Origin of the sequence: Aestuariimicrobium soli, assembly GCF_051192575.1 — a bacterium.
In the GTDB taxonomy this organism is placed as follows: Bacteria; Actinomycetota; Actinomycetes; order Propionibacteriales; family Propionibacteriaceae; genus Aestuariimicrobium; species Aestuariimicrobium soli.
Map to the genome: position 1 here is coordinate 475,094 of NZ_JBPJSQ010000006.1, position 19,783 is coordinate 494,876.

The window sequence follows — 19,783 nt, forward strand, 5'->3', positions numbered from 1 at the left end:
TCCTCTCGCGGCCGGCCGGTCGCCGACGGACGAGGCCACTCTAGCGATCGCGGTGCCTCAGGCGTCGGCCCCACGAAGGGCGTCGCGCATCAGTCGTGCCCAGCCGCCGATGTCGCGTCGTCCGTCGACGATCGGGAACTCCCAGATGTCGACCCCGCCGAAGTCGGGGAACTCGGTCACCAACCGGCGCACCGTCTCGGCGACGGGTTCCAGCGGAATGAAGGAGGCATCGGCGGGCTCGCCGATCTGGCCGAGCAGCACCCGGTCGGGGGTGAACGCCCCGGCCCCGGTGGCGGCCCGTTCGATGATCGCCCGGTAGGCATTGGCATCGTCCGCGCTGGCGAACCCCGAATAGAACTGCACGAGGTGGAAGTCGATGACGGCGCCGCGGCGGCGCTCGAGTTCGTCGTAGTCGAAGCCCGACAGGTTCTTGCCGCCGACCAGCGCGGTCTGCACCGGCGCCAGGGCAATGATGAAGTCGGGCCCGAAGTCGGCGCGCAGGGCGTCGATGATGCGGATGACGTCGTCGAGGGCCATGTCTTGTTCCACGTCGACGTCGACCCCGTCGAGGCGGTGGGCGCGCAGGGCGTCTCGCAGCAGCGGGTAGAACCGGTCGAACTGCTCGCCCGTGAGCTTCTCGGTGGTGCCCGGCGCCCAGCCGCCCACCATCGCCATCACGGGCACCCCGCGCGATTGCACCCCCGCGACGGCCCGCCACAGCTGGTCGTGGTGCGGATCGTCGTGGGGGTGGTCGTTGAGCGTGACCAGGCCGTCGTCGGTCAGGTGCACGGCGGCGATGATCAGGTGGGTGAGCGGAGCCTCGGGGGTGCCGATGGTCTCGAGCGGAACGAAGGTCTCGCCGTGGCCGTGGGACTGGTGGTAGGCGATGATGCGGGGGGTCATGCGACCCACTCAACCAGTTGTCGCGGCCACCGCTCACGCCGGCTGCACGGGCCGGGGCACTCAGACGCGAACGGCGCGCACCACCCCGTCCTGCCACCCGGTCACCAGATGACGGGACGACCCCTCGCCAACCAGTACCGGCGTCGAGAAGGTGTTGGCCGTGCTCACCTGCAGCAGCTGTTCCGCCGTGCCCGTGGACAGGTCGATGCGGCCGAGTCGTCCCATCGCCGAGACCAGGAAGGCCTCGTCCGGGCCCGTGCCCGACGCCGGGGCGTGCACCAGGCCCGACCCGAAGAATCGCCACGGCGCCAGACTCGCCGACCAGCGCACCGTGCCCGTGGCCGGGTCGACCAGGTCGACCAGATGGTTCTCCTGGGCGAGCAACAGCCCCTGCTCGATCATCAGCCCGGGGGCATAGGTGCGGTTGCCCGCGAGCCGCCACACTTGGGCGCCGGTGGCCCGGTCGAGGGCGAACCCCGCCCCGACGGTGGCCAGGAAGACCGTGTCGTCGGTCGGGAACTGCACCGTGCAGTCCCACGGCGAATACAGCATGCGGCCGTAGCGGTCGGCCCGGCCCGAGATCTCCACCGCCCATTGCTGCTCGCCGGTGGCGACGTCGAAGGCGACGGCATGACCGGTGCCCGAGCCGACGTAGACCCGCTGGTCGTCGACGCCGAGTCGGCCGGCGAACAGCTGGCCCTGCTCGGCCCGCCACACCACCGATCCGGTGCGCGGGTCGAGGCGCACGGTCGTCCGCCCCGCCGTCGCGAACAGCGCCGGATCACCCTGCACCGTGGTCGCCACCACGCGCGAGAGCGAGGGGGCACCCAGGTCGGTGCGCCACAGCTGGCGGCCGTCCGCGACCCGCACTGCCACCACCTGGTGGTCGATCGTCGGCAGGTAGGCGACGCCGTCGACCACCTCGCCGGCCCGGCTCATGGGAGCCACGCTGGTCTGCCATTGCGGACGAAGCCCGCCCCTGCCGTCGACCCGCAGCTGCGCGAGGCGGCCGTTGGTGCTGGCGGCGAGCACGGAGCCGTCGCCGGCATCCATGATCGCGGGCTGCACCTGCCCACCGAGCCGGTGACTGCCGGTCACCCGCACCTCGCCCGCGGGCGTGGTGAAGGCCGAACGGTGGTGGTACTGCGCCGCCCGGTTCGTGAGCGTCAGCTCAACGCGATGCTGGCCCGCGGCGGGGGTGTCGACGGGCACGGTGGCCGCGAACAGCCCCTGCCGCACCCGGGTGAACGCCATCGAGGCGGGCTCGAGGGTGCCGCCGAAGATGCGCTGCGGCAGCACGTTGCCCACCACGGACTCGGCGGCCGGCGCCTGCACCGTGACCACGACGGCACGGCCGTCGTCCGTCGGTCGGGTGGTGACCCCGCTCGGTTCGAGCGCCAAGGCCGGACGATCGCCGGTCAGCGGGATCTCGACGACGCGCGCGACCACCGGTTCGTCGGCGGCCCCGAAGGCGAGAGAGTCGACCGTCTGCAGCAGCTGCGAGCCGCGGCGCACGATCCGGGTCCAGTAGGCCCACGAGTTGCGTTCGGCATTGCCGGTGACCTGCACGAATCCGTTGGTGTCATCGAGGCGCTGGGCGTGGGTGTGGCCGGCGAACAGGGCCCGCACGTCGTGGCGCTGGGCGAGGGCGACGAACTCCTCGGAGTTGTTGATGAAGTAGCGGCCGGCGCCGATCGGCATGTGCTGGAAGCAGACCGTGGGCATCGTCCGACCCTTCGAGCAGGTGCGGTCGAACCAACCGAGCAGGTCGTCGTCGTAGACGCCCGGCTCCTCGAGCACCTGGAAGGGACTGAGCCCGACGAAGCGCACGCCGGCCACCTCGAACATCGAGTTGCGCGGCCCGAAGAGTCGCTCGTAGGTCTCGAGCACCGTCGGGTCCCAGCGCCACTCGTGGTTGCCGGGAACGTGGTGGATGCGCCCCTCGAGGGCGGTCGGAATGGTGGCCCGGTAGGCGGCGAACTCGTCGTCGGCGCCGTAGTCGGTGATGTCGCCGCAGTGCAGCACGGCATCGGGGGTGCGGTCGGCCATCCACTGGTAGACGCGCCTCATGATCGGGGCGCGGTCGACCTCGGCGTTGAGGTGCGTGTCGGTGACCACGCCGATGGTGGCGAGCACGACGTCGTCGGGGGCGGGTGGCGCGGCGTGCGCGGGGGTGGCTGGGGCAGTGGCGAGCGTGGTCGCGGTGGCCAGGGTGGCGGCGACACCGGCACCGCCGGCGAGCACACCGCGGCGCGTGAACGCATGGGGGGCCTGGGTGATGGGGGATTCACTCATGCGACCCATACCAACATCGCCGGGCGGGATGCGCTGGGATGGGGGGTGAACACCTCGCGAACCATGCGTGAATCCCCACCCTTGGTGGTGAAGAATCTGGAGGCCCCATGACCCGAGACCACCCCACTGAACACGCGACTGACCCCGTGGACGTCGACCTGTTCTTCGGCAACCAGGCCATCTGGCAGGACCGGCTGGCCACCGGTTCCCTGCACCCGCAGTGGCCGAACCCGCGGCTGTTCGAGTCGCACGGTCTGCGCGGCAGCGTCGCCGGCACGTACACGCACTTCATGCTCACCACGGACGAGTCCCCCGCCCACCTCGACGAGGGCCGGCGGTGGGCGCTTGACGTGGGGGCCACCGACGCGCTGATCTGGGGCCGCCGCCCCGATCGTGACCTCGACGTGGCCCTGCTCGCCGACGGCTGGCGGGTCGGGTTCGAGCCGTGGTGGATGGTCGCCGACCTGACGACCGCGCCGGCCGAGGTGGAGCGGTTGACCGACGGGATCGTGCTTCGTCCGGGCACCGAGGTCGACGCGGAGGCGCTGGTGGCGGCCGGGATTCCCTACGTGCAGGTCGAGCAGGTGCCGGTGCTCGCGGCGCTGGCCGCCCACGTGCCCGTCGAGCAGGGCGACGAGCTGGTGTGGTTCGTCGCCCTGCTCGACGGGCACCTGGTCGGGCACGCCGTCGCCAACGTGGTGCGCGACCGGGCGGCACCGCCCGGGTCACCGGCGACCGCGGGCCTGTTCAACGTCGGCGTGCGCCCCGACCATCGCCGGCGAGGCATCGGACTCGCCCTGACCCGGGCCGCGATGCGTGCCGCTCGTGAGGCCGGAGCCACCACCATGGGCCTGAACAGCACCCCGATGGGGGCCGGGGTCTACGCGCGGGCCGGGTTCGTCCGGGTCGGCACGGGGGCGACGTGGATGCGCTCGTCACCCCGATGGGCGGACGATCCCCCCGCCGCCCAACGGGAGCTGGTGCGGGCCATCGGCGCCGGCGAGGTCGGCTCGATCGGCCACCCGATTCCCGAACGGTTCTGGTGTGAGCTGTCGGCCCAGCAACTGGCGGCCCGCTTCGGCCAACCCGCGGTGGTGGGGCGCCTGGTCGAACTGGGGCAGGTGCCCGACGTGGTCGCGCTGTGGCGGGCCGGGCTGCGCGACGAGGCGGCCGCGGCGGTGGGTGATCCGGCGGCGCGGGAACTCATCACCCAGCCCTGGGATGCGCGCCCGCTGCATCATGCGGTCGAGGCCGGTCACGAGGGGCTCGTCCGGTTGTTGCTCGAGGCGGGTGCCGATCTGACGGCCACCGACTCGCAGTTCGGGGGGACGCCGCTGGGGTGGGCGGAGGCGACGGGGCATCCCGAGCTCGCGGTGTTGATTCGGGAGGCCGGGGGTCGGTGAGTCGGGGCGCGGGAGATCGGGCCTGTGGGGAATCGGGCGGGGCATCGATCGGGTTGGGCGCGTGATTCCCGGGCACGGGTGAGGCTGGCGCTCGTCCTCCCTAGAGTGGAGTTCGTCCGTCCCACCAAGGAGACCCATGAAACTGCTGCGCATCGGCCCAGCCGGACAGGAGCGGCCCGCCGCCCTGGTCGGCACCGACCACTACGTCGATCTGTCCGACGTGGTCACCGACTTCAACGAGGAGTTCCTCGGCTCGGGAGCGTTGGCCGGGTTGGCCGACGTCATCGCCGAGCGCGCGGATTCCGCCCAGCCGATCGGCGACCAGCGGGTGGGGGCGCCGATCGCGCGTCCGCACCAGATTCTGTGCATCGGGCTCAACTATTCCGACCACGCCGCCGAGACCGGCCAGCAGGTGCCCGACGAGCCGATCCTGTTCACCAAGTCGCCCAACACGCTGATCGGGCCGAACGATGACGTGCGCATTCCCCGCAACTCGGTGAAGACCGACTGGGAGGTCGAGCTCGGCATTGTGATCGGCAAGCGAACCAGCTACCTCGACTCGGTCGAGCAGGCCGCCGAGCACATCGCCGGGTACTGCGTCGTGAACGACGTCTCGGAGCGCGAGTTCCAGACCGAGCGCGGCGGCCAGTGGTCGAAGGGCAAGTCGTGCGAGACCTTCAACCCGGCCGGGCCGTGGCTCGTCACCCCGGACGAGATCGATGACGTGCTGAAGCTCGACATGTGGCTCGACATCGACGACGTGCGCCGGCAGACCGGGTCGACGGCGACCATGATCTTCGACCCGCTGTTCCTGGTGCACTACCTCAGCCAGTTCCTGGTGCTCGAGCCGGGCGACCTGATCAACACCGGGACCCCTCCGGGCGTCGGGTTGGGCATGAAGCCGCCGCAGTACCTGCACGGCGGCGAGGTGATGGCGCTGGGCATCGAAGGCCTCGGCGAGCAGCGCCAGCGGGTGCTGCCCCCGCGCTGAACACCGGTTGACCCCTCATGAACCTCGGTTGAGCCAGGGAGCGAAGCGACCGACGGTCGAAACCGATCACCTCTCACCGAGTGCGGAGGTTTCGACCATGGCCCGCTCAAGCGTTCGCTGGCTCAACCACCGTGAGCCAGTACCGCCGGACGCGGAGGTCTCGACCGTCGCTCGCGCAAGCGCTCGCTTGCGCAACCACCGTGACACCGTCCGTCGCTAGGGTCGCGGCCGGACATGAACACACGAGGAGGGTGCGCGATGCATCGAATCGGGCAACGAGGGATGACGAAAGCACGGGTGACGCCCCGACGACGGCGGACGCCGGTGGCAGCGGCACTCATGGTGCTGCTTGCGTGCGCGCTGGCGACCACAGGCTGCAGCCGAGCGGTCACCACTCCTTCCCCATCGGTGAAGGCGCCCTCGACGGGCAGGACCGGGAGCGCGTCCGCCGACCCCACCTCCACCACCAGTGACCGGTCTCTGCCTGTCACCACGCCGACCGCCTCCACGTCGTCCAGCAGCAGTTCGCCCTCCCGCGCAACCCCCTCGTCCGCGACGCCCACCGCGGGCAGCACCGGCACGGGCGGTCAGGGACGGGCCGGGCAGGTCGACGCCGGCCTGCAGAAGCCGAGCTTCGCGACACTCCCCTATCGGTCCGGTGGCGATGCGGCCCACCTCGACTTCCACGCGCTGCCCCAGAGCCAGCTGACCGTCTACCTGGCCTTCCAGCATGCAGACGTGCCTGCCATCGGATGCCCGTTGGTGAGCTCCGAGATCGAGGATCCCACCGCCCAGCAGCGCGCCTACACCGCCCATGTGGCCTGTGTCCTGAAGGCGTGGCGGCCGCTGTACTCATCGTTCGGACGGACCCTGCCCGACATCCCGGTGCGCATGTGCGCCCTGCACCCCGACGATCGCTGCGACACGGCGTTCATGTCATGGCCGGAGGAGATCACCGTGCCCGCTGAGTGGGTCAGCACAGGCAGGGCCGACGAGCAGGTGACGCAGGTGCTCAACCACGAGATCGCCCACTACCTGCAGTACCGCCTCGACCCCCGCGGCGGCGAACTGCCGATGGCCGGGGTGACCGATCCCGACGGAGCCCGCCTCACCAGACGCTTGGAGAGCCAGGCTGAATGCCTGGGCACGGCGATGCTGGCGCGTGAGGTGCATGGAGCCACCATGGACGACCTGGACGCCTGGGGCCTTGTCTACGACGGGGACGAAAGTCACTGGGACCTGTCAGGGTCGCGGTTCTGGGGCGGACAGGGACTCAAGGGCAGGGTCGGTGAGTGCAACGCACCGGTGGCGGCGACCACACTGGTCGACTACCATCCCTGATCCGCACGCTGCACCGGCCACCGGTGCGGATGGTGCTCGCCGGACAGACCAGCGAGCACCCAGCGCTCAGGCCTCGCCGTCGCCGATCACGATGCGGGTCACGCCGTCCCAGTTCTCGGCCTTGGACGAGTGGCGTCCGTCGACCAGCACCTTCACACCCGGGTAGTCGGACGCCTTGGCGCCGGCGTACTCGGGGTGGTCGGCCTGAATGATGACCGCATCGACCGGGGTGCCCTTCTCATAGGGCTCCAGCTTGTGGTCGCGGAGTTCGTCCGCGGTGTACATCGGGTCGTGCACGAGCGCGGTCGCCCCCTTGGCCTGCAGCGCCGCGAAGGTCGGGAAGACACCCGAGAAGGCGGTCTCCTTCACCTTGCCGCGGTAGCTGGCACCCAAGATCAGCACCGTCTTGCCCTCGAGCCCACCCAGCGCACCCTCGGCCGCCGACACCGCGTGCTCGGGCATCGTCATGTTGGCCTCACGGGCCGTCCGGACGATGGTCGCGTCGGGGTCGGTGTAGAGGTACAGGCGCGGGTAGACCGGAATGCAGTGGCCGCCCACGGCGATGCCGGGCAGGTGGATGTGCGAGTAGGGCTGCGAGTTCGAGGCGGCGATCACCTTGAAGACGTCGATGCCGTTCTTCTCGGCGAACTTGGCGAACTGGTTCGCCAGACCGATGTTGACGTCGCGGTAGGTGGTCTCGGCCAGCTTGGCCATCTCGGCTGCCTCGGCGGTGCCCATGTCCCACACACCGTTGGTCTTCGGGGCCAGATCGGGGCGCTCGTCGAACTGCAGCACCTGCTCGTAGAAGTCGATGGCCTTCGCGGTGCCCTCGGCCGACAGTCCGCCGACCAGCTTGGGGTACTTGCGCAGGTCTTCGAAGACGCGCCCGGTGAGCACGCGCTCGGGCGAGAACACCAGGTGGAAGTCGACGCCCTCCTTCAGCCCCGACACCTCTTCGATGAGCGGCTTCCAGCGGTTGCGGGTGGTGCCGACCGGCAGGGTCGTTTCGTAGCTGATCAGGGTGCCGGCGCCCGGCTGCAGCTGCTCGGCGAACGAGCGGGTCGCCGCCTCCATCCAGCCGAAGTCGGGCTGCCAGGTCTCGTCGTTCACGAACAGCGGCACCACGATGACGATCGCGTCCGACCCGGGGATCGCGTCGGAGTAGTCGGTGGTGGCCCGCAGCTTGCCCGCCGGCACCAACTCGGCCAGCTTCTCGCCGAGATGGGCCTCGCCGGGGAAGGGCTCTCGTCCCTCGTTGACCAGGTCGACGACGCGCTGCTGCACATCGATGCCGACGACCTCGTGACCCGAACTGGCGAACTGGACGGCGAGCGGCAGGCCGATCTTGCCGAGCGCGACGACCGAAATCTTCATGGATGTCCCTTCGTGGAAGTCGCCTGTGATCCTACCGTGCGGGGCCCCGCCCGACGGGTGTAGGAAGGGGGTCTCGGGAGGAACCATGACGTTCGCCACCCTCGCCCTCATCTGCGTGGTCGCGCTGCTGGGCCCCGCGCTCGCGCTCACCCGACGCCTGCGGTTGCCGGTCGTGATCGGTGAACTCGTGGTCGGGGTCGCCCTCGGCACCACGGGGCTGCGCGTGCTCGACGCCGCCCACCCCACTTTCTCGTTCCTGGCCGAAGTCGGTTTCGCGCTGGTGATGTTTGTGGCCGGCACCCACGTTCCCCTGCGGCACCCCGGCCTGGTCAGGGGTTTTGGACGAGGCGCCCTCCGCGCCCTGGCCGTCGGCCTCGCCGCGGTGCCGGCGGGGTGGCTGCTGGCCAGGATGTTCGGAACGGGCCACACCGCTCTCTATGCGGTGCTGATCGCCTCGTCGTCCGCGGCGCTGGTGCTGCCCGCGATCGCCACCACCGGAGCCACCTCGAGCGGCGGGCAGCCATCGAGGGCGGGGGTCGAGTTCGTGGCCCAACTGGTGGTCGCCGACACGGCCTGCATCGTGGCGCTCCCTCTGGTGATCCAGCCTGCCCGCGCCGGCCACGCGGCCCTCGGAGCGCTCGCGGTGCTGGCGGCCGCCAGCATCGCCTTCGGTCTGCTGCGGCTGTTGACCGGCCACGGACGACGCGAGCGCGTGCACGAGCTCAGCGAGAATCGCGGGCTCGCCATCGAACTGCGGATCACCCTGGTCGTGCTGTTCTCGCTGGCGGCGGTCGCGGTGGCCACCCACGTGTCGGTGATGCTGGCCGGGTTCGCGGCGGGGCTGGTGGTGGCCGCCATCGGCGAGCCGCATCGCGTCGAGAACCAGATGTTCGCCCTCACCGAGGGCTTCTTCGGGCCGCTGTTCTACGTCTGGCTCGGGGCCTCGCTCGACCTGCGCACCCTCGCCCACCATCCCGGTGGGATCGCCCTCGGACTGGCCCTGGGGGTGGCCGCCATCGCCGTGCACACGGCCGTCGGACGACTGACCCGCCAGCCATGGCCGTTGGCCGTCACCGGAGCGGCCCAGGTGGGGGTGCCGGTCGCGGCCGCCGCCCTGGGCACCCAGTTGGGGGTGCTGACCGACGGCGAGCCGGCCGCCCTGTTGCTGGGTGCTCTGGTGACGATGGTCGGGGTGGCGGTGACCAACCGGAGGGTCGTCCGGCTGGTCACCTCACCCGTGACTGACTAGGGGCGGAACCCCTCCTGCACCTTCTTCAGCGCCGCCGCGTCGAGCTTGTGGCGTCGGTCGAAGGTGAGCATGCCGTTCAGCTCGGTGCCCACGTCGGTGAGCTGGGTCCAGCAATAGCCCTGCCACGGACCCTGCTTCAGCGCCTCGATCAGCGCCTCGGTCTCGCTGAGCAGTTCGTCGCCGTTCCTCACCGAGTGGTAGCCCCAGCCGTCGTCGTCCGACAGCGACAGCCCACCGAACTCGGTGAGCAGCCACGGTGCCTCGTCCGAGACCTCGTCGCCGACGACCAACCGGCGGCCCGCCGGCGGACGCACGGCCCACGCGTCACCCTCGGCGAAACCGGTGGCGACCTGGTCGGGGGTGCGGTAGTCGTGCACGGCCAGGATGTCTGTGGCCACCTGTTCCCAGCCGTCGTTGCCGACCACCGGACGACTGCCGTCGATCGCGTGGGCCAGGTGGTAGAGCGTCGCCTGCAGGTGCTGCTGCAGCGGGTTGGTGAGGTCGTTCATGCCCCACGACTCGTTCATCGGCACCCACGTGACCACGCTCGGGTGTGAGCGGTCGCGGGCGATCAGTTCGGTGAGCATGGTGCTCAGCTCGCCCACCGAGTTCGGGGTGAAGGCGTAGGCCGAGGGCAGTTCGTCCCAGACCAGGAAGCCGAGCACGTCGGCGGCGTACATGAACCGCGGGTCCTCGATCTTCTGGTGCTTGCGGGCGCCGTTGAAGCCGAGTTCCTTGGCGAGCTCGATGTCGCGGACGAGCGCCTCGGCGCTCGGCGGGGTGAGCCCGGTCTCGGGCCAGTAGCCCTGGTCGAGCACCAGCCGCTGGGGGTAGGGCCGCTTGTTGAGGCACAGGCGTCCGTCGATGACCTCGATCTCGCGCATGCCGGCGTGGCTGTGCACGGTGTCGACGACCTCGCCGCCGACCTTGACGGTGACCTCGAGCTGGTAGAGCTGCGGACGATCCGGGCTCCACAGTCGCACCCCGGCGGCGTCGATGACATCATCGCCGCGCAGGCCGGCATGCTGCTCGCGCAGGCTCAGGCTGAGGGTGGCATGGCCGCGGCGGTCGACCGAGGTGGCACCCCAGGCCACGACGGCCCCCTCGAAGGAGGCGGCGATCTCGACCGTGGCCTCGGCAGCGGCAGTGGTCAGCGGTGTCGGGAGCACGGCCTCGAGGTGGAGCAGCCCTCGTCCGATCTCGGGAGTGGCGATCAGGTCGACCAGGTGCGCGGGCGCGACCGGCTCGAGCCAGACCGACTGCCAGATGCCGGTGGTCGGGGTGTACCAGATGGCCTCGTTGATGCCGTACCAGTGCTGCTTGCCGCGCGGCTGGTCCATGCGCGTGTTGTCGTCGACGACCCGCACCGTGAGGTGATGGTCACCGGACGAGAGCAGGTGCCCGATGGCGGCCCGGAACGGGGTGTAGCCGCCGCGGTGGCTGGCGACGTGCTCGCCGTCGACCCAGACGTCGCAAGCGTGATCGACGGCACCGAAGTGCAGCATCACCTCGTCACCCTCGTCGGCGTCGGCGGGGCGGCTGACGGTGCGGTGGTACCAGACCACGGGGGTGTGCTCGTGGGCCTCGATGCCCGAGGCCTCCCATTCCGGGGCGAACGGCACGGTGATGGTCTGCGGCTGGCCAGCGGCACCGAAGTCACGGTGCCAGCCCGCGACCAGCCCGGAGTTCTCGGGGTCACGGACGAAGTCCCAAGCCCCGTCGAGGCTGGTGAAGCGGTCTCGCCTGAGCCGCGGGCGGGGATGGTCAATCTCGAGGGTCATGAGCTGCCTTCCTGAAGGTCTTTGCAACGTTGTAACTCGAGGACGAGCCTACTGGTGTGCACCCCTCGCCGCGAGCCATCTCGCAGGCGTGGCGCGACCTGCACCAGTTGGGGCAGCCAGGCGGGGGTTTCTGGCTCAAGAGATCCCGGAAGGCCTCCTGGATGCCCCAGTTGGTGCGGAGGCGCCGGCGATGACGCCGCCGGCGGCGAGGGCGGTCTGCGAAATGGGGCACGCACGCGGGGGTTCGGTAGCTCTGAGCTACGAGACCGGCTCGTGGCTGCCCCAGTTGGCGCTCTCGTGGCTGCATCGGCCTGCGCGGCCCGCCTGCCTGGCCACCACCCGCGGCGCGCTCGCGGCTTCCTCGACCGGTGAGGCCCCTCGAAGGTGTCCTTGGGTCAAGCGGCACCCAAGCAGCGTGGGCAGCCGAGAGAAGTTTGTATCGATCCATGATAACGCAATCATCCTTTGTTACCGTCTGCCAGTTGGGGCAGCCACGCGGGGGTTCGGTAGCTCTGAGCTACAGAACTGCCTCGTGGCTGCCCCGATTGGCGTGGAGACGATCCGCGCCGCCCCCAGACCCAGGCCCCACCCACGGCAAGGGCCCCGCCGGATCACTCCGACGGGGCCCTGAGCGCCTCAGGCAGACGAAACCTGCGCTCAGCCCTCGATCTTGAGGAACTGGTTGGTCTTCGAGCTCTCGATCATGGCCTCGCAGACCTCGACCACACGCGCGCCCTCCTCGAGCGTCACGATGGTCGCGCCCTCCTTGCCCAGCACGGCGTCACGGAAGTTCTCGTGCTCGGTGCGCAGCGGCTCGGGCTTCGGGATGGCGAACCGGGTCATGTCACCCTCGGCCACGCCCCGGAAGTTGGCGATGTCGTCCCAAGTGGTGGCGACGGTGCCGTTGGCGTAGAAGGTGAGGTCGGCCGTCAGGGTGTCGGCGATGAACATGCCCTTCTCACCGGTCACCATGGTCAGCCGCTCCTTGGTGGGCGACAGCCAGTTGACCAGGTGGTTCGACATCAGCCCGCCCTCGAGGGTGCAGGTCGCCGAGACCATGTCTTCGTACTGCCGACCCGACTTGAACATCGAGCGCGCCGCGACCCATTCGTACTTGCGCTGGGTGACCCAGGCGGTCAGGTCGACGTCGTGGCTGGCGAGGTCCTTGATCACACCGACGTCGGCGATCCGGTTCGGGAAGGGACCCTGCCGACGGGTGGCGATCTGGTACAGGTCGCCGAGGTCGCCGTTCTCGAGCCGCTTGCGCAAGCTCTGCAGCGCCGGGTTGAACCGCTCGATGTGCCCGACGGCGCCCACCAGACCCTTGGACGAGAAGGCCTCGGCCAGCCGACGGGCCGCCTCGGTGGACGCGGCCAGCGGCTTCTCGATCAGGGCGTGCACCCCGGCCTCGGCCAGCTTGAGCCCGATCTCCTCATGGGTGAACGTGGGCGCTGCCACCACCACGTAGTCGAGGTCGGGGGTCTCGAGCAGCGCGTCGATGTCGGCCAGCACGGGCAGGTCGCCGGCGACGCCGAACGGATCCTTGCCCGAGGCGTCGGCGACGGCCACCAGGTCGACCCCGTCGATGGCCTTCAGGTTGCGGGCATGGTTCTTGCCCATCGAGCCGATGCCGATGAGCCCGGCGCGCAGGCCTCCCATGTCAGGCACCCGCCTTCGCCAGGGTGTTCACGGCCGTGACGATGCGCTCCAGGTGCTCCTGGGTGACCGACGGGTGCACCGGCAGCGACAGGCACTCCAGTGCCGCACGCTCGGTCTCGGGCAGGTCAACGGCGGCCTGGAAGGGAGCCAGACGGTGGTTGGGCACGGGGTAGAACATGCCCGAGCCGACGTTGTACTCGTCCTTCAGCGCCTTCGCGAGGCCGTCACGATCACCGGCCACGCGGATCGTGTACTGGTGGTACACGTGCACCGCACCGTCGGCCACCGGCGGCGGGGTGACCCCTTCGAGGTTGGACGACAGGAAGGCCGCGTTGCTCTGACGGGTCTTCGTCCACGCGTCGACCTTGGTCAACTGCACGCGGCCGATGGCGGCGTGGATGTCGGTCATGCGGTTGTTCAGGCCGACGACCTCGTTGTGGTACTGCTGCAGCATGCCTTGGTTGCGGTAGAGCCGCAGGTTGCGCTCGATGGTCTCGTCGGCGGCCGAGACCATGCCGCCCTCGCCCGAGGTCATGTTCTTGGTCGGGTAGAGCGAGAACATCGCGAACTCGCCGAAGGCACCCACCGGGGTGCCACCCAGCGAGGCGCCGTGGGCCTGGGCGGCATCCTCGAAGAGCTTGAGGCCGTGCTTGTCGGCGATGGCGCGCAGGGCGGTCATGTTGGCCGGGTGCCCGTAGAGGTGCACCGGCATGATCGCCTTCGTCCGCTCGGTGATCGAGGCCTCGACCGAGGCCGGGTCGAGACAGAAAGAGTCGGGCTCGATGTCGGCGAAGACCGGGGTGGCGCCGGTCAGGGCCACCGAGTTGGCGGTCGCTGCGAAGGTGAACGACGGCACGATGACCTCGTCACCGGCGCCGATCCCGCACGACAGCAGACCCAGATGCAGGCCCGAGGTGCCCGAGTTCACGGCCACGCAGGCGCGTCCCAGCTTGAAGTGTTCGGAGAACTCGGCCTCGAAGGCGGCGACCTCGGGCCCCTGGGCGATCATGCCCGAGCGCAGCACGCGGTCGACGGCCTCGCGCTCCTCGTCACCGATGAGCGGCTTGGCCGGCGGGATGAACTCTTCGGACATCAGTTGTTCTCCTCAACAAGAGTCAGGACATCGTCGTTCTCGACGAACTGGTCGCCGGTCTTGGGGTCGACGAAGCGACCCTCCCCGGCCGGTTCGAGGGGGAAGCCGGATCGGCCCACCCATTTGATGCGCTTGGCCGGCACTCCGGCGACGAGCGCGTAGTCGGGCACGTCCTTCACGACCACCGAGCCGGCGGCCACGGTCGCCCAGGCGCCGACGGTCACGGGCGCCACGCACACGGCGCGGGCGCCGATCGAGCAGCCCTCCTTGAGGGTCACCCCCACCGGCTCCCAGTCGTGGGCGCTCTTCGAGGTGCCGTCGGGGTTGATGGCCCGCGGGAAGGTGTCGTTGGTCAGCACCGCGGCCGGGCCGATGAACACCCCGTTCTCGAGGTGCGCCGGCTCGTAGACCAAGGCGTAGTTCTGGATCTTGCAGTTGTCACCGACGTGCACCCCCGAACCGATGTAGGCGCCTCGTCCGACGATCACGTTCTCGCCGATCTCGGCGCCACCCCGCACCTGGGCGAGATGCCAGACGGACGATCCGTCGCCAATCGTCACGCCGTCATCGAGATCGGCGGAGGGCTGGATGCGCGCATTGGACAATGAAGCCTCCTGGGTTCCGGCGCCCGGTGGGACGAGGTCACCCGCGGGCAGTGCATGACGAGCCTAGCGCCTCGCCTCGGCGTCGACGCGGGGCGGGGCCGGGGATGTCTCCGTTTCCCGGTGGCCGGTGCTGAGCACGGCGAACACCACGAGCCACCAGACCATGCTCACGCTGAAGTTCTTGAACAGGTAGCTGTCGAAGGCGAAGCCGACCAGCGCGGCGCAGGCGACCGAGGTGAGCACCATGTTGGCGATGGTGCCGCCGCGAATCCACTGCACGGCGATCGGCAGCACCACCAGGGCGAGCAGCACCAGCCCGACCAGACCCAGCTCGGCCATCACCTCGAGGTAGAGGGAGTGCGAGTGGTAGAGCGTCTGCCCGTAGGGGCCGATCATGCGGGAGCGCCACGGCAGCGGCTGCCAGCCGGATTCGTAGGCGAACCAGGGCCAGATGCCGCCCGAGCCGACCCCGACCAGCACCGTGTGCCAGTTCTGGGTGACCGCCGCCCAGCCGATCCGCCAGGTCATCATGCGCCCGGCCGATCCGTTGTCGAGCCGGTCGAGAATGGGTGAGAGGAACGCCGCGACGACCACCCCGATGCCGCCCAGCAGGTAGACCCACTTCGAGCGCACGGCGAGCCGCTCCCCCAGCCCGGTGTGCTCGCGGGCCAGTCGGACGAAGGCGACCACGCCGAAGAACACGATCATCAGGATCGCCCCGCGGGAGCCGGTGAGCAGCAGCAGTGCCAGGTGGCACAGGGCCACCACCTGCGAGACGTGCGGACGATGCCCCCGCAGCACTCCCGCGACGGCCACCGCGAAGGCGGCCATCAACACCACGGGGTAGACGGCGGCGCCGCCCATCTGGGTCCAGAGCCGACTGCCGCCGACCTCGAGCCAGACACGCAGCCAGCCCAGCAGGCTGAGCGGCACCAGCAGCACCGACATGCGCCACAGCAGGCGGAACCGGCGGGAGGCTGGCACGCTGGCGATGATCGCGAACGAGGTCCAGGTGATCAGCAGCGCCTCGATGGCCGGGAAGACCACCAGCATGCGGGGCACGTCGGCGGGCTTGAGGGCCTTGCCGATCCACACGACCGGGTGGCTCAGCCCCGAACTGATCAGCGCGAACCCGAACAGCCCGGTGGCCGCCGCCAGACAGAACCACGCCGGCCCGGGCATGGACTGCCCGAGGGCGCGGACGAGCGACCCCGACGCACCGGCTGAATCCGACGCACCCGCTGAATCAGACGCACCCGACATTTCCGCCCGACACCGGCGCACCCAGACCACCAGGGTGGCCACCAGCAGCACGGCGCAGACGGGCACGAACAGGGGCATCCACCCGGTGCCGGGCACGGGCCCGGAGGTGTTCAACAGGCTCACCATCACCAGGGCGGCCACCAACAGCAGCCCGTGCACCCGCGACAGCCAGTCGCCGGTCACCCGCTCCGCGGGCACGGGTGAGGGGGTCTCGGGCACCCGACCAGCCTAGCCCTCGCCACCGGTCGCGCGGGGCGCGGCCGTGCTCGCACGCGACGTTGCACCTCGAGAACTTCCCGCCGGGGCGACTAGCATGGCCGCGTGACCCACGACGCACCCCAGACCTCGTCCGGCGACGCGCGCCAGGCCCCCGACGACGTCACGGCGGCCACCGCCCCGGTGGCCGAGATCACGATCGTCGATCGGACGAGCGCCGACGCGCCCGTCTACTCCGACGACCGCGCGCTCGACGTGCTGGGCTACGTCATGACCCTGCGCCGATTCCTGCTGCCCGCCGCCGTCGTGGCGCTGGTGGTGCTGGCGCTCGGCGCGGTGTACACGCTCACTCGTCCGGCCGCCTACACCGCCGAGGTGGTGGTGCTGCTGGTGCCCAGCAAGGTCACCACCGAGGCCGAGGCGACCCAGCAGGCCGCGCTGCTGCCGATGGTGGCGCGCAGCTACTCGCAGATGGGCACCTCACGCATCGTGCTCGAACCGGTGGCGAAGGCCGCGAACGATCCGGCGGTGACCGTGGAGACCCTGGCCGCCCGGGTGTCGGTCGGCTACCCCGCGAACTCCCTGCTGCTGCGCTTCAGCGTCAGTGGCACCGACCCCACCAAGACGGCGGCACTCGCCAACCAGGTGGCCGACAGCTATGTCACCCACGTGGGCGACTTCGGGCCGGCCGTCGGCAACAGCGTCTCGCTGGGCGCCAAGGTGATCGATCGGCCAGCGACCCCGTTGACCCCGCTGGCCTCGACGAAGCCCCAACTCGCGGCAGCCTCGGTGATCGGCGCCCTGGTGGTGGGTCTGCTGACCGCGGTCGCGCTCGACGTGGTCAGTCGGCGTCGTCGCCAGCTGCGGTCTCGCTGACGACGACCGGCGGCGAGTCGCTCCGGCGGCGCTTCGTCGTGTCGTACAGCTGGAAGGCCGAGATCGAGGCGGCCAGGAACGGGTAGACCCAGTAGTAACGCATGGTCGACGACGGCACGACACCGATGATCGGCATGAGCGCCGTGACGGTGACCGCCGAGACCTCGCGCCACCCCGTGGCGATGCGCAGCAGCCACAGCCCGCGGTTGAGCACGTAGATCCAGAGCACCACGAAGGCGATCAGCGTCGGAATGCCGTACATGCTGGCAATCTCGAGCAGCATGTTGTGGGGGTTCATCAGCACGGGCCCGTAGATCTCGGCCGCGAGCTCACTGAAGTACTGCGGCGAGGCGAAGCCGTGCCAGAAGTAGCCGCGGTCGGGCGGCATCATCGCCAGGGTGTCGCGAATGATTCCCACGCGGCGCAGCGACGAGGGATCGGTGAAGAAGGGCATCTGGCTGGCCAGCAGCCCGGCCAGTGTGACGCCGGTCAGCCCGAGCACCAGCATGGGCACGCTCACCAGCCCCCGGTGCCGCACCCGGGCCGTGGTCACGACCACGATCACGATGCCGATCACCAACGCCATCAGGGCGCCGCGGGAGCCGATCACCACGATCAGGAATGACAGGAAGGCGAGCGCGCCGATGCGGGCGGCGCGCACCTTGCGTGACACGCCCGCCCCCAGCAGCAACTGGGCGGTGAGCACGGTGCCGAAGATGGCCATCGCCACCGAGAAGTCGTTGTAGTTGGGAAAGATCGAGGCGACGATCAACCGGTTCTGGGAGATCTGGTCGACGGTGTTTCCTTCGGGGTAGAGGATCGGCAGCAGCTTGATGCCGCTGATCACCTCGAACGCGGCCAGCCCCAGCACCGCCCACAGCCCCAGCACGATGCCGTCCATCACCCGCTTGAGCACCTGGGTCTGGCGTTGGGTGGTGGTGATGGCCGCGGTGAGCGCCATCATCACCACCATCACGGTGGCGTTGTTGACCAGCGGAATGGGGCTGAACTCCGCCCCCCACACGCCCGGGTCGGGAAGCCTGCTCCACGCCACGAGGGACGACCCCAGGCCCAGCAGCATGAACGCCCACAAGGGGGCGGCGGTCGCGCGGGGCACCCGAATGCCGTTCCAGGCCAGCACCACCACCGACAGCAGGGCCACCAGCACCACCGACAACGGCAGCCGCAGGATCAGCGCGGCAATCGCCACGGTCAGGGCCAGCGAGGCGTCGCGGGTGGCGAAGTCGAGATCGCTGCGCCGCGGTGCCCGCCACCAGGTGGGTCGCCGGCGAGCGCGAACGGTCGGTGTGGCCAGAGTCGCGCTGGCCGGGGTCGGGTGGGCGGTCACGGCGCCACGGCCTCGGTGGTCAGGAAACGCATCAGCGCCTCGGCATTGCGGTCGCTCTCGTACCCCTCGGCGACCAGGCGTCTGGCCTCGGCGCGGTGCTCCGGCGAGCGCGCCTCGCGCCAGTGGGCGAGCAGGGCATCGGCGATCTGCTGCGGCGTGGGGGTGGTCGGCAGCAGCCAGCCGCCGGGCCCGTCGGCGGGCACCAGGTCGCCGATGTCGCCGACGGCCGGCGCGAGCACCGGGATGCCCGCCGCCATCGCCTCCATGATCGTCACCGGCAAGCCCTCCGAGTCGGAGACGTTGACGAACAGATCGGCCGGGTGGCCGGCGAACCAGTCGAGCACCTCGTCGTGGCTGCGGGCCCCCACCAGGTCGGCCGTCACGCGGGCCGGGTCGAGGGACGATGCGCGAGCCCGCAGGTCGTCCAGTTCGGGTCCGCCGCCCAGATGGGTCCAGTGGAACCGCAGGCCGGGCTCGGCGCGGCTGGCGATGGCCAGCGCGTCGATGATCTTGTCGACCCGCTTGACGGGCACCGTGTGCGAGCAGGAGACCAGGGTGACGGTGTCGCCGTCACCGCCGGGGGTGGTGGTCTCGGGCAGGGAGACGCCCAGGGGTGCCAGGTGCACGCTGGCGGGCCGCACCCCGAAGTCACGCATGGCGGTCTCGGCCGAGGATCGTCCGATGGGCAACAGCCAGTCGAGCCGCGGGCCGAGGTGGCGCTTGGTGGCGTGGAAGCCGGCCGGCGAGAGGGTCTCGTAGAGGTCGTAGCGGTGCACGCGGCTTGCGACGGTGCCGATGCCGCGGCCGGCCAGAGTCAGGGCCCCCAGGCCCCAGACGTCGAACCAGTAGCTGTAGGCCAGGTCGATGGGCCCGTCGGCGGCGATCCGCTGGCGCAGCGCCCGGCGGGTCACCCACACCCCGCGGGCCACGCGCAGCACCTCGCGCACCGTGGCCGCGGGCCGGCTGACCAGCTCGCGACGGCGGCGCAGCAGTTCGGGCACGAATTCGGGGCCGACCAGCGCCGGCAGCACGGCCAGCCGGTGCCAGCGTTGGCGGGTCTGCGACAGGGTGCGGTCGATCTCGACGCCCTCGGGCAGCGGCCGCGGGTCGCCCGCCACCTGCCAGGGCATGACCACCACGCGCCAGCCGGGCACCGCCCAGTGGGGGGCCTCGGGCTCGGCGAACTCCTCGCCGGGACGGAAGGGGAACGACCGGGTCAGCACGACCATCGTCCGAGGCGTTCTGCGAGGCTCCTCCACCTCGCCGATGCTAGCAGCGGGCCCACGCCCGCCCGGTGCGCGTGCGTATGCTTGCCGCCGTGAACCAGGCCCCCACCCCCCCGTCGGACGAGGCTGCCGCCGACACCACCCCGCCCCGGGGCCTGAT

At 70.4% G+C, this 19,783-nt stretch carries 15 protein-coding genes; 5 read left to right on the forward strand and 10 right to left on the reverse strand.

Annotated features, from left to right (window positions below):
• Positions 1 to 57: 57 nt before the first annotated feature.
• Together ACSDQ9_RS08925 and ACSDQ9_RS08930 are read right to left on the reverse strand one after the other, a co-directional pair.
• Positions 58 to 903: a glycosyl hydrolase family 18 protein gene (locus ACSDQ9_RS08925; RefSeq protein ID WP_435146160.1), complete on the reverse strand. Its 846-nt coding sequence runs from the start codon at positions 901 to 903 to the stop codon at positions 58 to 60.
• 60 nt (positions 904 to 963) lie between these two features.
• A complete protein-coding gene (locus ACSDQ9_RS08930) occupies positions 964 to 3,198 on the reverse strand; it encodes an outer membrane protein assembly factor BamB family protein (protein ID WP_435146161.1) in 2,235 nt (744 codons plus the stop codon).
• A 146-nt stretch (positions 3,199 to 3,344) separates the two neighbouring features.
• On the opposite strand from ACSDQ9_RS08930, the gene ACSDQ9_RS08935 reads away from it, so the two are divergent.
• From ACSDQ9_RS08935 to ACSDQ9_RS08945, 3 genes are all read left to right on the forward strand, one after another.
• Positions 3,345 to 4,601 (forward strand): GNAT family N-acetyltransferase, encoded by a 1,257-nt coding sequence (locus tag ACSDQ9_RS08935; RefSeq protein ID WP_435146163.1) that lies wholly within the window; start codon positions 3,345 to 3,347, stop codon positions 4,599 to 4,601.
• 136 nt (positions 4,602 to 4,737) lie between these two features.
• The gene (locus tag ACSDQ9_RS08940; RefSeq protein ID WP_435146165.1) at positions 4,738 to 5,592 is read left to right on the forward strand and encodes a fumarylacetoacetate hydrolase family protein; all 855 of its coding nucleotides are present in this window, start codon (positions 4,738 to 4,740) and stop codon (positions 5,590 to 5,592) included.
• A gap of 408 nt (positions 5,593 to 6,000) precedes the next feature.
• Entirely contained in the window at positions 6,001 to 6,933 is a 933-nt protein-coding gene (locus tag ACSDQ9_RS08945) for a hypothetical protein (RefSeq protein ID WP_435146167.1), read from the forward strand.
• A 66-nt stretch (positions 6,934 to 6,999) separates the two neighbouring features.
• Here the strand turns inward: ACSDQ9_RS08945 and ACSDQ9_RS08950 are convergent, their stop codons facing one another.
• On the reverse strand, positions 7,000 to 8,307 hold the full coding sequence (locus tag ACSDQ9_RS08950) for a nucleotide sugar dehydrogenase (RefSeq protein ID WP_435146169.1): 1,308 nt from the start codon (positions 8,305 to 8,307) through the stop codon (positions 7,000 to 7,002).
• 85 nt (positions 8,308 to 8,392) lie between these two features.
• Here ACSDQ9_RS08950 and ACSDQ9_RS08955 point away from each other — a divergent pair, with 85 nt between their 5' ends.
• Entirely contained in the window at positions 8,393 to 9,556 is a 1,164-nt protein-coding gene (locus tag ACSDQ9_RS08955) for a cation:proton antiporter (protein ID WP_435146171.1), read from the forward strand.
• Here ACSDQ9_RS08955 and ACSDQ9_RS08960 read toward each other — a convergent pair.
• The 5 genes from ACSDQ9_RS08960 to ACSDQ9_RS08980 all read right to left on the reverse strand — a co-directional run bounded on the left by ACSDQ9_RS08960 (position 9,553) and on the right by ACSDQ9_RS08980 (position 16,176).
• Positions 9,553 to 11,337: a glycoside hydrolase family 2 protein gene (locus ACSDQ9_RS08960; protein WP_435146173.1), complete on the reverse strand. Its 1,785-nt coding sequence runs from the start codon at positions 11,335 to 11,337 to the stop codon at positions 9,553 to 9,555. The genes ACSDQ9_RS08955 and ACSDQ9_RS08960 overlap by 4 nt on opposite strands.
• A 657-nt stretch (positions 11,338 to 11,994) precedes the next feature.
• A complete protein-coding gene (locus tag ACSDQ9_RS08965) occupies positions 11,995 to 12,996 on the reverse strand; it encodes a Gfo/Idh/MocA family oxidoreductase (RefSeq protein ID WP_435146354.1) in 1,002 nt (333 codons plus the stop codon).
• 1 nt (position 12,997) lies between these two features.
• Positions 12,998 to 14,089 (reverse strand): DegT/DnrJ/EryC1/StrS family aminotransferase, encoded by a 1,092-nt coding sequence (locus tag ACSDQ9_RS08970; RefSeq protein ID WP_435146175.1) that lies wholly within the window; start codon positions 14,087 to 14,089, stop codon positions 12,998 to 13,000.
• Positions 14,089 to 14,694 carry an acyltransferase gene (locus tag ACSDQ9_RS08975; protein ID WP_435146177.1) on the reverse strand — a complete coding sequence of 202 codons (606 nt, stop codon included), beginning with the start codon at positions 14,692 to 14,694 and terminating at the stop codon, positions 14,089 to 14,091. Before ACSDQ9_RS08975 ends, ACSDQ9_RS08970 begins: the two co-directional genes overlap by 1 nt.
• Positions 14,695 to 14,757: 63 nt before the next feature.
• Positions 14,758 to 16,176, reverse strand: a complete 1,419-nt coding sequence (locus ACSDQ9_RS08980; protein ID WP_435146179.1) for an O-antigen ligase family protein — start codon at positions 16,174 to 16,176, stop codon at positions 14,758 to 14,760.
• 102 nt (positions 16,177 to 16,278) lie between these two features.
• Between ACSDQ9_RS08980 and ACSDQ9_RS08985 the strand changes: the two genes are divergently transcribed.
• Complete coding sequence (locus ACSDQ9_RS08985; protein WP_435146180.1) at positions 16,279 to 17,049, forward strand: Wzz/FepE/Etk N-terminal domain-containing protein; 771 nt, start codon at positions 16,279 to 16,281, stop codon at positions 17,047 to 17,049.
• On the opposite strand, the gene ACSDQ9_RS08990 is transcribed toward ACSDQ9_RS08985, so the two are convergent.
• Both ACSDQ9_RS08990 and ACSDQ9_RS08995 read right to left on the reverse strand, forming a co-directional pair.
• Positions 17,015 to 18,397, reverse strand: coding sequence for an O-antigen ligase family protein (locus ACSDQ9_RS08990; protein WP_435146182.1), 1,383 nt, complete (start codon positions 18,395 to 18,397; stop codon positions 17,015 to 17,017). The genes ACSDQ9_RS08985 and ACSDQ9_RS08990 overlap by 35 nt on opposite strands.
• Entirely contained in the window at positions 18,394 to 19,656 is a 1,263-nt protein-coding gene (locus ACSDQ9_RS08995; RefSeq protein WP_435146183.1) for a glycosyltransferase, read from the reverse strand. Before ACSDQ9_RS08995 ends, ACSDQ9_RS08990 begins: the two co-directional genes overlap by 4 nt.
• Positions 19,657 to 19,783 lie beyond the last annotated feature (127 nt).